The sequence below is a fragment of the uncultured Roseovarius sp. genome (genome assembly GCF_963972555.1).
GTDB lineage: Bacteria > Pseudomonadota > Alphaproteobacteria > Rhodobacterales > Rhodobacteraceae > Roseovarius > Roseovarius mucosus.
On the sequence record NZ_CAXAUM010000002.1, the window covers coordinates 281,590 to 294,654 of the forward strand.

At 64.6% G+C, this 13,065-nt stretch carries 10 protein-coding genes; 9 read left to right on the top strand and 1 reads right to left on the bottom strand.

The window, feature by feature from the left end:
* Positions 1 to 35: 35 nt before the first annotated feature.
* From tsaE to AACZ65_RS03175, 7 genes are all read left to right on the top strand, one after another.
* Entirely contained in the window at positions 36 to 521 is a 486-nt protein-coding gene (tsaE, locus tag AACZ65_RS03145; protein ID WP_339667912.1) for a tRNA (adenosine(37)-N6)-threonylcarbamoyltransferase complex ATPase subunit type 1 TsaE, read from the top strand.
* The gene (locus tag AACZ65_RS03150; protein WP_339667914.1) at positions 514 to 1,527 is read left to right on the top strand and encodes a phosphotransferase; all 1,014 of its coding nucleotides are present in this window, start codon (positions 514 to 516) and stop codon (positions 1,525 to 1,527) included. The genes tsaE and AACZ65_RS03150 overlap by 8 nt, the downstream gene beginning before the upstream one ends.
* Positions 1,524 to 2,207, top strand: a complete 684-nt coding sequence (locus tag AACZ65_RS03155; protein ID WP_339667916.1) for a nucleotidyltransferase family protein — start codon at positions 1,524 to 1,526, stop codon at positions 2,205 to 2,207. Before AACZ65_RS03150 ends, AACZ65_RS03155 begins: the two co-directional genes overlap by 4 nt.
* Complete coding sequence (addB, locus tag AACZ65_RS03160) at positions 2,200 to 5,139, top strand: double-strand break repair protein AddB (RefSeq protein WP_339667918.1); 2,940 nt, start codon at positions 2,200 to 2,202, stop codon at positions 5,137 to 5,139. The genes AACZ65_RS03155 and addB overlap by 8 nt, the downstream gene beginning before the upstream one ends.
* Positions 5,136 to 8,507 (top strand): double-strand break repair helicase AddA, encoded by a 3,372-nt coding sequence (gene addA / locus AACZ65_RS03165; RefSeq protein ID WP_339667920.1) that lies wholly within the window; start codon positions 5,136 to 5,138, stop codon positions 8,505 to 8,507. Before addB ends, addA begins: the two co-directional genes overlap by 4 nt.
* Positions 8,508 to 8,566: 59 nt before the next feature.
* Complete coding sequence (gene trxA, locus AACZ65_RS03170; RefSeq protein ID WP_008279716.1) at positions 8,567 to 8,887, top strand: thioredoxin; 321 nt, start codon at positions 8,567 to 8,569, stop codon at positions 8,885 to 8,887.
* A 78-nt stretch (positions 8,888 to 8,965) separates the two neighbouring features.
* The gene (locus AACZ65_RS03175) at positions 8,966 to 10,114 is read left to right on the top strand and encodes an amidohydrolase (protein ID WP_339667928.1); all 1,149 of its coding nucleotides are present in this window, start codon (positions 8,966 to 8,968) and stop codon (positions 10,112 to 10,114) included.
* 9 nt (positions 10,115 to 10,123) lie between these two features.
* Here AACZ65_RS03175 and AACZ65_RS03180 read toward each other — a convergent pair whose 3' ends face one another.
* Complete coding sequence (locus AACZ65_RS03180) at positions 10,124 to 10,966, bottom strand: hypothetical protein (RefSeq protein WP_339667931.1); 843 nt, start codon at positions 10,964 to 10,966, stop codon at positions 10,124 to 10,126.
* A 192-nt stretch (positions 10,967 to 11,158) separates the two neighbouring features.
* On the opposite strand from AACZ65_RS03180, the gene hslV reads away from it, so the two are divergent.
* Together hslV and hslU are read left to right on the top strand one after the other, a co-directional pair.
* On the top strand, positions 11,159 to 11,719 hold the full coding sequence (hslV, locus tag AACZ65_RS03185) for an ATP-dependent protease subunit HslV (protein ID WP_037270365.1): 561 nt from the start codon (positions 11,159 to 11,161) through the stop codon (positions 11,717 to 11,719).
* Positions 11,716 to 13,023, top strand: a complete 1,308-nt coding sequence (gene hslU / locus AACZ65_RS03190; protein ID WP_339667934.1) for an ATP-dependent protease ATPase subunit HslU — start codon at positions 11,716 to 11,718, stop codon at positions 13,021 to 13,023. Before hslV ends, hslU begins: the two co-directional genes overlap by 4 nt.
* The last annotated feature ends 42 nt before the right edge of the window (positions 13,024 to 13,065 follow it).

A 13,065-nucleotide genomic window follows, 5' to 3' on the forward strand; every position in this document is an offset into this window, starting at 1 on the left:
GTTGCGGGCAGGCGCGGCGCGTGTAGTGTCGGGGCATGTCCGATCCCTGCGCCCAGATCCTCCTTGCCAGCCCCGATGCGACCTGCGCCTTGGCGCACGCCTTGGCGCCCCGGCTCCGGCCGGGCGATACGCTCCTGCTGTCGGGCGGTGTCGGCGCGGGCAAGACGCATTTTGCGCGCTGCCTGATCCAGGCCCTGCTTCTGTCGCCCGAGGATGTGCCTTCGCCCACCTATACGCTGGTGCAGACCTATCAGGGGCAGGGGGCCGAGATTTGGCACGCCGATCTCTATCGCCTTGGCGATGCGATGGACCTGATCGAACTGGGGCTGACCGAAGCCTTCGCAGAGGCCATCTGCCTGATTGAATGGCCTGACCGGCTCGGGGATATGGCCCCGCCCGGCGCCCTCTGGCTGGAGTTTGAACCGCTGCCAAATCCCGGTGCAGAGGATCACCGCCTCTTGCGGATCGCTTGGCAGGATGACAGTTGGGCACAGCGACTGAAGGAGGTTCTGAATGACTGACCGCAGCGCCTTGATGCAGGCGTTCATCGCCGCGACCGATTGGGCCGGGGCGGCGATTGCCCCGCTGGCGGGGGACGCCTCGAACCGGCGCTACCTGCGCCTTACCCATCCCTCAACCGGCACGACGGCCGTGCTGATGGATGCCCCGCCCGAGCGCGGCGAGGATGTGCGCCCCTTTCTGCATATCGCCCGCTATCTGACCGGTCTTGGCCTCAGCGCGCCGCAGATTCTGGCACAGGACGAGTCGCGCGGCTTTCTCATTCTCGAAGACTTGGGTGATGCGCTCTTTGCCCGTGTGATCCCCGTTGCCCCTCAAATGGAGGATCAGCTTTATGCTGCGGCCACCGACGTTCTGATCGACTTGCACCGCGCGCCGCCGCCCGAGGGCCTCAAACCCTATGGGCCGGAGACGATGACCGACATGGCGGCCTTGGCCTTTGACTGGTATCTTACTGGCGCTACCGGGGATAACAGTCCGCAGCGCGCCGAGGTGCTCGCCGCGCTGCAACGGCTCTTGCGTCAGCACGCCGCGACCACCGATGTGATCGTCCTGCGCGACTATCATGCCGAAAACCTGCTCTGGCTGCCAGAACGCATCGGCGCGGCCCGCGTCGGTCTGCTCGATTTTCAGGACGCAATGACCGGGCACCGTGCCTATGATCTGGTCTCGGTGCTGCAAGACGCGCGCCGCGATGTGCCCCCCCTGATCGAGACTGCGATGATCGCACGCTATTGTGCCGCGACTGGCACTGATCAGACCATCTTCGAGGCGGCCTATCACTGTCTTGGCGCGCAGCGCAATCTGCGGATCCTCGGCGTCTTTGCCCGGCTCTGCCTGCGTGATGGCAAGGCGCATTACGTCGACCTCATGCCGCGCGTCTGGGATCATCTGCAACGGGATCTCGACCACCCGACCCTATCGCCGGTGGCCGATCTCCTGCGCGCCGCCCTGCCTGCGCCGACATCCGCCATCAGAGAGCGCCTTCGCGCGCACTGCGCGTCATGAGCCTGCCGCTGATGCTGTTTGCCGCCGGGTTCGGCACGCGCATGGGGGCGCTGACCGCGACCCGGCCCAAACCCCTGATCGAGGTGGCGGGTCGCCCGCTCATCGACCATGCGCTCGATCTTGTGACCGCGCATGGCGCCGCCCCGGTGGTGGTCAACCTGCATTACCTGCCCGATCAACTGGCGCGGCATCTGGCGGGGCGTGACATCCGCCTTTCTCATGAAACGCCCGAGATCCTTGAGACTGGCGGCGGGCTGCGCGCCGCCTTGCCGCTGCTTGGCCCCGGCCCGGTCTTTACCATGAATACCGATGCGGTCTGGCGCGGTCCAAACCCGCTTGATCACCTGGCGGCGCTCTGGCGCCCCGCCGAGATGGATGCGCTCTTGCTGTGCATCCCGCGTGCGCAGGCCGTGGGCCATAGCGGTGCCGGGGATTTTCAGATTGCCCCGGACGGGAGGGCGACACGTGGCGCGGGCTCTGTCTATTCCGGGCTTCAGATCGTGAAACCCGATCTGCTCCAGACCATTCCCGAGCGGGCCTTTTCCCTCAACCGCCTCTGGGACATGATGCTTGCCGATGGCCGGCTCCATGCCGCAGATTACCCGGGCCAGTGGTGCGATGTCGGCCGCCCCGAGGGAATCGCGCTGGCCGAAACCCTGCTTGCCGCTCCCGATGTTTGATCGCTCGGACACCCCCCGCTTCTACGGCTTGCCCCCCGGGGTGGATTTCCCCCGTGCGTTGGTCGACGGCTTGCGCGCACGCCACCTGGGCCAGCCGCCCGAAACCCTTGCGCGCGTGCAGCTCATCGTCAACACCCGCCGCATGGCACGCCGCATCCGCGAGTTGTTCGACCAGGGCCCGCCGTGCCTCTTGCCGCGCATCAGCCTTTTGACCGATCTCGGAGAGCTTTGGGATCTGGCCCATATCCCCGATCCGGTGCCGCCTCTGCGCCGCAGGCTGGAGCTGGTGCAGCTGATCACCACGCTTCTCGACAATGCCCCCGATCTTGCCCCGCGCAGCGCGATTTACGACCTTTCCAATAGCCTTGCCGGGCTGATGGATGAAATGCACGGCGAAGGCGTGTCGCCGCAGGCTATCGAAGCGCTGGATATTTCCGACCAATCCGGCCATTGGGCGCGGATCAAATCCTTCCTTGGCATCGTCCGCCATTATTTCGAGGCAGGCGGTGCCGCCCCCGATGTGGAAACCCGTCAGCGCCTTGTCATCGAACGGCTGGTGTCCCTCTGGGCTCAAACCCCGCCAACGCACCCTGTGATTCTTGCGGGCTCGACCGGGTCGCGCGGGGCGACGCAATATCTCATGCAGGCGGTCGCGCGCCTGCCGCAAGGGGCGGTGGTGTTGCCCGGCTTTGATTTCGACATGCCCGGCGCGGTCTGGGAGGCGCTGGGCGACGCCATGCTGTCCGAGGATCACCCGCAGTACCGGTTTTGCCGTGTGGCGGCGGGAGGCGGGATCATGCCCGCGGACATCCGCCCCTGGTCCGACACGGCTGCCCCCAATCCGGCGCGCAATGCGCTGGTGTCGCTCGCCCTGCGCCCCGCGCCTGTGACCGATCAATGGCTGCGCGATGGCCCGCATCTGGCGGACATTGCCGGGGCCATGGCCGATGTGACCCTAGTCGAGGCCCAATCGCAGCGACAAGAGGCGCTGGCCATCGCCATGCGCCTGCGCCAAGCGGCCGAGGACGGGCGCACCGCCGCCCTCATCACCCCGGATCGGACCCTTACCCGTCAAGTGACCGCCGCTCTCGACCGCTGGGATATTCTGCCCGATGACAGCGCGGGTCTGCCGCTGCACTTGTCGCCGCCGGGGCGCTTTCTGCGCCACGTCGCCGATCTCTTCCGCAATCGGCTGAGCGCCGAGTCGCTTTTGACCCTGCTCAAGCATCCTCTGGCGCATCAGGGGGCAGAGCGTGGCCCACATCTGCGCCTCACGCGCGAGCTGGAATTGCACCTGCGCCGCCACGGCCCACCCTATCCGACCGAAGACAGCCTGCGCGCCTGGGGCACCGGGCAAAAGGATTCCCTCGCCCCCGATTGGGTGAACTGGCTCTGCGCTTGCTTTGTAAACAGGGACTATTCCGGCGAAATGCCGCTGCAAACCAGCGTTGCGGTGCATCTGGAGCTGGCCGAAAAGATCGCCCAGGGCTGCCGTGGTAAAGGCTCCGGGACCCTCTGGCTCAAGGATGCCGGACAAGAGGCGCAAAAAGCCGTGACCGAACTTCGGGCCGAGGCACATCATGCAGGCGCGCTCAGCGCCAGTGACTATTCCAGCCTGTTTCACAAGATCCTGAGCGCACGCGAGGTGCGTAACCCGGTCGATCCGCACCCCCAGATCCTCATCTGGGGCACGCTCGAAGCGCGTGTGCAGGGGGCCGATCTCTTGATCCTTGCCGGGCTGAATGAGGGGAGTTGGCCAGAAAGCCCCAAACCCGACCCATGGCTCAATCGCGCCCTGCGTCATCAGGTGGGTCTCTTGCTGCCAGAGCGGCGCATCGGCCTCTCAGCGCATGATTTTCAACAGGCGATTGCCGCGCCCGAGGTCTGGCTTACCCGGTCCGTACGGTCTGCGGATGCGGAAACCGTTGTGTCGCGCTGGCTCAACCGCATCCTGAACCTGCTCTCTGGCCTGCCGGATCAGGGCGGGCCAGCGGCGATTGACGCGATGCGCGCGCGTGGTCGCCTCTGGCTCGACCGCGCCGCGGCCCTTGAGGACCCCGGCGTTGTGGCGCGCGCCGCGCGTCCGGCACCCGCACCTCCCGCCGCTGTGCGCCCCGATCACCTGAGCGTGACCGAGATCAAGCGTCTGATCCGTGATCCCTACGCCATATATGCCCGCCATATCCTCAACCTGCGCAGGCTCGATCCGTTGATGCGTACGCCAGACGCTCTCTTGCGCGGCACGGTGCTGCACGAAGTCCTCGAGGGCTTCATTCGCGAAACGCTAGAGCATCCCGCGCAGTGCACCCATGCCACTCTGATGCAACATGCAGAGACTGTTCTGGCCGAAAACGTCCCTTGGGCCGAGGCGCGCGCGCTCTGGTTGGCGCGGCTGGAACGGGTGGCGGACTGGTTCATCGAGACGGAGTTCGCCCGCCGCGCCCGCGCGCATCCCGTCGCGTTTGAGGCCAAGGGCCGCGCCACCCTGCCCGATCTGGGCTTTACCCTCTCGGCCAAGGCCGACCGGCTCGATCTCGATGATCTGGGGCAGGTGCATATCTATGATTACAAGACCGGCACGCCGCCCACGGCCAAGGAACAGACCAGTTTTGACAAGCAATTGCTGCTTGAGGCCGCGATTGCCACGCGTGCGGGTTTTGCCGATATGGGGCCAAGCCGCGTGGCCCGCGCGGTGTTCATCGGGTTGGGCAGCCCCCCCAAAGAACTCGACGCGCCGCTCGACGCAGAGCCACCCGAGAAAATCTGGTCCGAGTTTCACGCGCTGATTTCAGCCTATTTAGACCCTGATAAGGGCTATACGTCCCGTCGCGCACCGCGCAATGCCGATGAGGATGGCGATTACGACCAACTCGCCCGTTATGGCGAATGGGATCTGACCAATCCTCCCCAAGTGACCAAGGTGGGCCAATGACCGCCCGTGACGCCGCCACCCAAGCCCAGGTCGAGGCCGCACGCCCCGACCTTTCGACATGGCTCGCGGCCAATGCAGGCTCGGGCAAGACGCGCGTTCTGACCGACCGGGTGGCCCGGCTCTTGCTTGACGGGGTCGATCCGCAGCACATCCTGTGCCTCACCTATACCAAGGCCGCCGCGAGCGAGATGCAAAACCGCCTCTTTCGCCGCCTCGGCGCTTGGGCAATGCTGGCCGATGGCCATCTCAAGCAGGAATTGGGCCTTCTGGGCCACGAGGGCGAGATCACGGATCGAACATTGCGCGAGGCCCGCCGCCTCTTTGCCCGCGCGATCGAGACGCCGGGTGGGCTCAAGATTCAGACGATCCACTCTTTTTGCGCCTCCCTCTTGCGCCGCTTTCCGCTCGAGGCCGGTGTCACACCGCAATTCACGGAAATGGAGGACCGCACCGCCACCCTCCTGCGCGCCGAGATTGTCGAGGAACTGGCCGCCGGGCCGCAGGCCGCGACATTCTATGCGCTTGCCAGACACTATTCCGGCGAAACTCTGGAAAAACTGACCGCCGAGATCGTGCGCTATCGCACCGGATTCTCGCAACCGCTGAGCAACGCCGACCTCGCCGCTCTCTTCGATCAGCCCGAGGATCTTAGCCCTGAAACGATCCGGGACCGGGTGTTTCTGGGCAACGAGCAGGCGCTGCTTGATCACCTCCTGCCTGCCCTTCGGGCCGGGTCTACCAATGACGTTTCGGCAGCCGCCAAACTGGCGCGGATCAGCGCGCTCGATGTCGGCGCCCTCCCGCTTCTCGAGGACGTCTTTCTCACCGGCAAGAGCGCCAAATCGCCATTTTCCGCCAAGTTAGGCTCTTTCCCGACCAAGGCGACCCAAGGCACTCTCGCCCACGTCATGTCGCAGATCGAGCAATGGATGCTGCGCGTCGAGGATACACGCCCCGCGCGCCTTGCCCTCCTCGCCATGCAGAAAACCCGCGCCTTGCATGACTTCGCCCGCGCCTTTCTGCCAGCCTATGAACGCGCCAAACAGCTCCGCGGCCTGCTCGACTTCGACGACCTGATCTTGCGCGCCCGTGATCTCTTGACCGACCCGGCGGTCGCCGCGTGGGTCCTCTACCGCCTCGATGGCGGCATCGACCATATTCTCGTGGACGAGGCGCAGGATACCAGCCCGGTGCAATGGCAAGTGATCGAGCGTCTGGCGCAGGAATTCACCAGCGGCGAAGGCGCGCGCGCCGATGTGGCCCGCACCATCTTTGTCGTGGGCGACAAGAAACAGTCGATCTATTCCTTTCAGGGGGCCGATCCGCGTGAATTCGACCGCATGCAGCATGAATTCGGCCTGCGTTTGGGGGCGACCAACCGTCCCTTGCAAGCGCGCGTTCTGGCCTATTCCTTTCGCTCGTCGCGGGCGATCCTGACCACCGTCGATTGCTGCTTTGACCAGAGCAGCGAGAGCGGCTTTACACCGGAAGAGGGTCACAAAGCCTTTTTCGACACGCTCCCTGGCCGCGTCGATCTCTGGCCGATTGTCGCAAAGCCGGAGGAAGAGGAAACACCCCCCTGGCACATGCCGGTGGACATCCGCGCCTCCAATGATCCCGCCATCCTGTTGGCGCGGCAGGTGGCGGCCGCCATGCGCGACATGATCGCCGCGCGACAGGCGATCCCCGACCCGAAATCGCCCAGCGGCTTTCGTGCCGTGCAACCGGGTGATTTCCTCATCCTCGTGCGCCGTCGTTCCGCGCTCTTTCACGAGATCATCCGTGAATGCAAGGCACAGGGCCTGCCCATCGCCGGGGCCGACCGGCTCAAGGTCGGGGCAGAGCTTGCGGTGCGCGATCTCGAGGCTCTCTTGTCCTTTCTCGCCACGCCCGAGGATAGTCTGGCGCTCGCCACCGCCCTGCGCTCACCGCTTTTCGGTTGGTCCGAGGCGCAGCTTTACGACCTCGCCCAAGGGCGCGACCACCCCTACCTCTGGGAGGAGTTTCGCGCCCGCGCCGCCGACTATCCCGAGACCATGGCGATCCTGCGCGACCTGCTCGACAATGCCGATTTCCTGCGCCCTTATGACCTGATCGAGCGTATCCTGACCCGCCACGATGGCCGCCGCCGCCTGCTCGCGCGTCTGGGAACCGAGGCCGAGGATGGCATCGACGCGCTGCTGGCGCAGGCAATGGCCTATGAACGCCGCGCGGTCGATAGTCTCACCGGATTTCTGGTCTGGATGGAGACCGACGACCTCGAGATCAAGCGCCAACTCGACAGCGCCGGCAACCGCATCCGCGTGATGACCGTGCATGGGGCCAAGGGGCTTGAGGCACCCGTCGTGATCCTGCCCGAATGCGGCGTGTGGCGTATGCCCAACGCGCCGCAGATCGTGACGCAAGCGGGGCATGCCCTCTGGACCGGGCGTGCCGATGATATGCCACCGACGCTAGCCGAGGCGATCGACGCCGAACGGCGCGCGCTGCTGGCTGAACGTGACCGCCTGCTCTATGTTGCCATGACCCGGGCCGAGACGTGGTTGATCGTCGCCGCCCACGGCGATTTGGGCAAGCAGGGCGACACCTGGTATGACAAGGTGCAGCGCGGGATGCTGGCAGCGGGCGCGCAACCTCACAGCTTTGCCCATGGTCCCGGTTTGCGTCTCGATCATGGTCTTTGGGCCGAAAGAGAGACTGAGTTCACACCCCCTGCGCCCCCTCAGACAATCACCCTTGATCCGCTCTTTCAGCGCCCCGCCCCGCTCCCTGCACGCATCAAAACGCTCAGCCCTTCGGAGTTGGGCGGGGCCAAGGCGCTGCCCGGCGAACGCGGGCTGGATGAAGAGGCCGCCAAACGGCGCGGTCGCCAGATCCACCGCCTGCTCGAGTTCCTGCCCACCGTGCCTGCCGCCGACTGGCCCGCCACCGCCGCGCGCCTCCTCTCCAACGGCAGTGATGCCGCCTCGGGTGAAGAACTCTCACTCCTGCTTGCAGAAGCGGACAAGGTGCTGACCCGGCCCAGCCTGTCGTCGCTCTTCACCCCCACAGCCCTGACGGAGGTGCCGATCACCGCCAATCTCGCGCCGCTTCAGGGGCGGCGCATCCATGGCGTGATCGACCGCCTGATCATCGAAGATACCCGCATCCTCGCGGTGGACTTCAAGACCAACGCGCTGGTGCCTGACACCGTGACCGATTGCCCCGATGCGCTCCTCCGGCAGATGGGGGCTTATGCCCATGCGCTCGCACAGCTTTACCCGGATCATCGCATCGACACGGCAATTCTCTGGACCCGCACCGCGACGCTCATGCCCTTACCCCACGATCTTGTGACCAGGGCGCTGGAATCCACCACCATCGCTTGACGTGCCGCGCCCGGCTCCATAGGTTCACGACCGAAACCCTGACCACTAGGAGACATATCATGGCCACCGTTGCCGTCACCGACGCCACATTCGACGCCGAAGTCAAGAATTCCGACATTCCCGTCGTGGTGGATTTCTGGGCCGAATGGTGCGGCCCCTGCAAACAGATCGGCCCGGTTCTGGAAGAACTGTCGTCTGAGATGTCCGGCCGCGTCAAGATCGTCAAGGTCGATGTGGACAGCAATCCCAATTCCGCCGTCGCCATGGGCGTGCGCGGCATCCCGGCGCTCTTCATCTTCAAGGATGGGCAGGTTGTGTCGAACCGCGCTGGTGCCGCCCCCAAGGCGGCCCTGCAGAGCTGGATCGAAGACAGCATCTGAGACGACCAGCTACGTCGTGTAAGGGTCGCGCCTGTCGCGGCCCTTTTTCTTTGCCCGCAAAACCCGCATGATTGTCCCATGACCCTGACCAATGCCGATATCACCGAGTTGACCGCGTTGCGCCGCCTGTTGCACCAACACCCCGAAGTGTCGGGCCAAGAGCAGGGCACCGCCGGGCGCATCACCGACGCGCTCTTGGGGCACTCACCCGACCGGCTCTTGACCGGGCTCGGCGGGCATGGCGTGGCGGCGGTCTATCAGGGCCAAGACCATGGCCCCACGATCCTCTTTCGCTGCGAACTCGACGCGCTGCCGATCACCGAACAGGGCAATCTGCCCCACCGCTCGACCGTGCCAGGCACGGGGCATCTCTGTGGCCATGACGGGCATATGACGGTGCTTCTGGCGCTCGCGCGCCTCTTGTCGCGTCAGCGTCCTGCGCGGGGTCGCGTCGTGCTGCTCTTTCAACCCGCCGAGGAAACCGGCGCAGGCGCAGAGGCCGTGTTGAGCGATCCGGATTTCGAGACTATTTCACCCGATTACGCCTTTGCCCTGCACAATATGCCCGGTCTGCCGCTCGGTCATGTGGGCCTTATTCCCGGCCCGGTCAATTGCGCCTCGCGCGGCATGGCCGTCACCTTGACCGGCAAATCCGCTCATGCGTCAGAGCCGGAAAATGGCCGCTCTCCAATGCACACATTGGCGCATCTCATGCCGGCGCTGACGGCCCTCAGCCACGGCACGCCCCAAGACCGCGATTTCACGCTGGCCACGGTCACGCATGCCCAGATGGGGGCCCCCGCCTTCGGCATCGCGCCGGGCGATGCGACATTCTACGTCACGCTGTGCACGCTGACCGACGGCGGCATGCAGGCGCTCTGCGATGCCGCGACGACGCTGGTGATGGATACGGCCACGGCGCAGGGGCTGACGACCGAGATCACCTATCACGACATTTTCGCCCATTGCGAAAACCACCCCGAGGCGACCCTGATCTTGCGCCGCGCGCTCGATGCGTTGCAGGTGCCCCATGACGGTCGCGGTCTGCCGATGCGCGCCTCCGAGGATTTTGGCCGCTTCGGTCATCGTGCCAAGGCGGCGATGCTGTTCCTTGGCGCGGGCACCGCGCATGCCGCGCTGCACAATCCCGATTACGATTTCCCCGATGATCTCATCCCCATCGGTGCGCGGATCTTTCATCAGGTCGCCCGCGACATGCTGGGGTGAAACCGGCCACTACTCCAATGGCCAGCCAAGCGCCCTCAGCCGGGCGGCGATCTGGTCCGATGCCTCTGGCGCACCGGCGTTGATGGACGTGAGCTTGAGAAACCAGAGCAGGTATTTGTCCCAATCCGGCGCATGCCCCGCGACCAGATCAAAGGCCCTGTCCACGCCAATCCCGGCCACGTTCAGCGTGACGTGATGAAAATCTATCTTGGCAAAAACAATCGCGGGCTTGCGAAAGAACATAGCCATCAGCGCGACCGACGAATTTTCAGTCACCACGAAATCACAGTCGCGCAGATGCGTCTCCATCCCGCCTGTGGTCACCTCCAACAGAGGGTGGGCGCGGCGCAACTCCTCCAGCTTCCGCATGTCTGCGTCCGAGTAATGCTCCTTGGGATGCAGCCCTGCGATCACCCGCCTGCCGTCTGCCCGGCACAGCGTTTCGCGCAGCATCTTGAGCGGCGACGCCACCTGAAACGAGCGCCGCTCGCCGATATGCCCCTGCAGAGCCACATAAATTGTCCCGTCGCGACGGCTGTCGTCGGGGTTTAAGTCAAACTTCCGCTTGGCCCAATATTTGGCAAAGCGCGCGGCCTCTGCCGGATCAATCTGGCTGGGATCAAACGCCGCATGGGCGACATCGAAATTCCATCGCTCAGCCGTTCGCTCGATCCGCCAGAATGGCATGATATAGGCAACCCGCAGGCTGAGCCCCTTGGCATGCGCTGGTTCCTGCATCAAGAAGAGGGCATAGTCGTCTGCGTCCGCGGCGGCCAAAGTGTCCACCGGGCCAGCCGTGCAAATATCCAGGGTCCACCCCGACAGCGCCAGCGCCTTTTGCAGCTTGTTCACGAAATTATGGTCACCCGCTCTCGCGCGCTTGTCCATCGGATTTGGAAAATACAACTGCGCACGGTGCCCCTGCATCATGGCTTAAGACCTAATCCACAAGACTCCTTTGCTCAAGCGGCTTGAAAGCGGGGCAAAGGTTGTAAACATTGGGCGCGACAGTCATATAGGGCCGCGAAACGGAAGGAATATCATATGTCCGAGAGCAAGTTTCCCGGTTGGCACGGCACCACGATCATTGGCGTGCGCAGGGGCGGCGAGGTTGTCGTTGCAGGGGATGGTCAGGTCAGCCTTGGCCAGACCGTGATCAAGGGCACCGCCCGCAAAGTGCGCCGCCTCTCGCCCGGCGGTCATCCGGTTGTGGCGGGCTTTGCCGGGTCCACCGCGGATGCCTTTACGCTGCTCGAACGGCTGGAAACCAAGCTCGAGGCGACGCCGGGCCAATTGCAACGCGCCTGTGTGGAATTGGCCAAGGATTGGCGTACCGACAAATACCTGCAAAAGCTCGAGGCGATGCTGATCGTCACCGATGGCGATCAGCTCTATGTCATCACCGGCGCGGGCGACGTGCTCGAGCCAGAGCATGACGTGGCTGCCATCGGATCGGGCGGCAACTACGCCCTCGCCGCCGCGCGTGGCCTTGCCGAAAACCCCGACCTGAGTGCCGAGGATATCGCCCGCCGTGCCATGGCCATCGCTGCCGATATCTGTGTCTACACCAATGGCAAGCTGACGGTGGAAAGGATTTCCAAATGACCGACCTGACCCCGCGCGAGATTGTCTCGGAGCTTGACCGCTACATCATCGGCCAGCGCGACGCCAAGCGCGCCGTCGCCGTCGCCCTGCGCAATCGTTGGCGGCGCAAGCAGCTTGGCCCCGACCTGCGCGACGAGGTTTACCCCAAGAACATCCTGATGATCGGACCTACCGGCGTCGGCAAGACCGAGATCAGCAGACGCCTTGCCAAACTCGCCCGCGCCCCGTTCATCAAGGTCGAGGCGACCAAGTTCACCGAAGTCGGCTATGTCGGCCGTGATGTCGAACAGATCATCCGCGATCTTCTGGACAGCGCCATCGCCCAGACCCGCGACTGGATGCGCGAAGACGTCAAGGCCCGCGCCGAACAGGCCGCAGAGGAACGCGTGATCACCGCCATCGCGGGCGAGGATGCCCGCCCCGCCACCCGCGACATGTTCCGCAAGAAGCTGCGCGATGGCCTCCTGAACGATACCATGATCGACATCGAGGTGGCCGATACCTCCAACCCCATGGGCATGATGGATATTCCCGGCCAGCCCGGCGGCCAGATGGGGATGATGAATCTCGGCGATCTGTTCGGCAAGGCGTTCGGCCAGCGCACCACGACCAAGCGTGTCAGCGTCGCCGACAGCTATGCGCTTCTGATTGGCGAAGAGGCCGACAAGCTCCTTGATGACGAAACCGTCCATCGCTCGGCGCTTGAGGCGGTCGAACAGAACGGCATCGTCTTTCTCGACGAGATCGACAAGGTCTGCGCCCGGTCGGACGCGCGCGGTGCCGATGTCAGCCGCGAAGGCGTGCAGCGTGATCTCTTGCCGCTGATCGAGGGCACGACCGTTTCGACCAAATATGGCGCGGTCAAGACCGACCATATCCTCTTCATAGCATCCGGCGCCTTTCACATCGCCAAACCGTCAGACCTCTTGCCGGAGTTGCAAGGCCGCCTGCCCATCCGGGTCGAACTGCGCGCGCTGACCGAAGGTGATTTCGTTCGCATTCTGACCGAGACCGACAACGCCCTCACCCTGCAATACACCGCCCTCATGGGCACCGAAGAGGTGACGGTCAGCTTTACTGAGGATGGCATCGCCGCCCTCGCCCACATCGCGGCAGAGGTCAATCAGTCGGTCGAAAACATCGGCGCGCGGCGGCTCTACACCGTCATGGAACGGGTGTTCGAAGAACTCTCCTTCACCGCCCCCGACCGCGCGGGCGAGAGCGTGACGGTGGACGCGGCCTTCGTCGAGGCGAATTTGGGCGAGCTGATGCGGTCGGCGGATTTAAGCAGGTATGTGTTGTGAGGGGGGCCTTTCTTGACGTTGAAAGTGGAAGAGAATGCTGCG

What these genes read in the sequence shown, in the direction of transcription:
- addB (WP_339667918.1), top strand. Translation starts at nt 2,200, where the DNA reads ATGTTTGATCGCTCGGACACCCCCCGCTTCTACGGCTTGCCCCCCGGG.
- trxA (WP_008279716.1), top strand. Translation starts at nt 8,567, where the DNA reads ATGGCCACCGTTGCCGTCACCGACGCCACATTCGACGCCGAAGTCAAG.
- hslU (WP_339667934.1), top strand. Translation starts at nt 11,716, where the DNA reads ATGACCGACCTGACCCCGCGCGAGATTGTCTCGGAGCTTGACCGCTAC.
- tsaE (WP_339667912.1), top strand. Translation starts at nt 36, where the DNA reads ATGTCCGATCCCTGCGCCCAGATCCTCCTTGCCAGCCCCGATGCGACC.
- AACZ65_RS03175 (WP_339667928.1), top strand. Translation starts at nt 8,966, where the DNA reads ATGACCCTGACCAATGCCGATATCACCGAGTTGACCGCGTTGCGCCGC.
- AACZ65_RS03150 (WP_339667914.1), top strand. Translation starts at nt 514, where the DNA reads ATGACTGACCGCAGCGCCTTGATGCAGGCGTTCATCGCCGCGACCGAT.
- hslV (WP_037270365.1), top strand. Translation starts at nt 11,159, where the DNA reads ATGTCCGAGAGCAAGTTTCCCGGTTGGCACGGCACCACGATCATTGGC.
- addA (WP_339667920.1), top strand. Translation starts at nt 5,136, where the DNA reads ATGACCGCCCGTGACGCCGCCACCCAAGCCCAGGTCGAGGCCGCACGC.
- AACZ65_RS03155 (WP_339667916.1), top strand. Translation starts at nt 1,524, where the DNA reads ATGAGCCTGCCGCTGATGCTGTTTGCCGCCGGGTTCGGCACGCGCATG.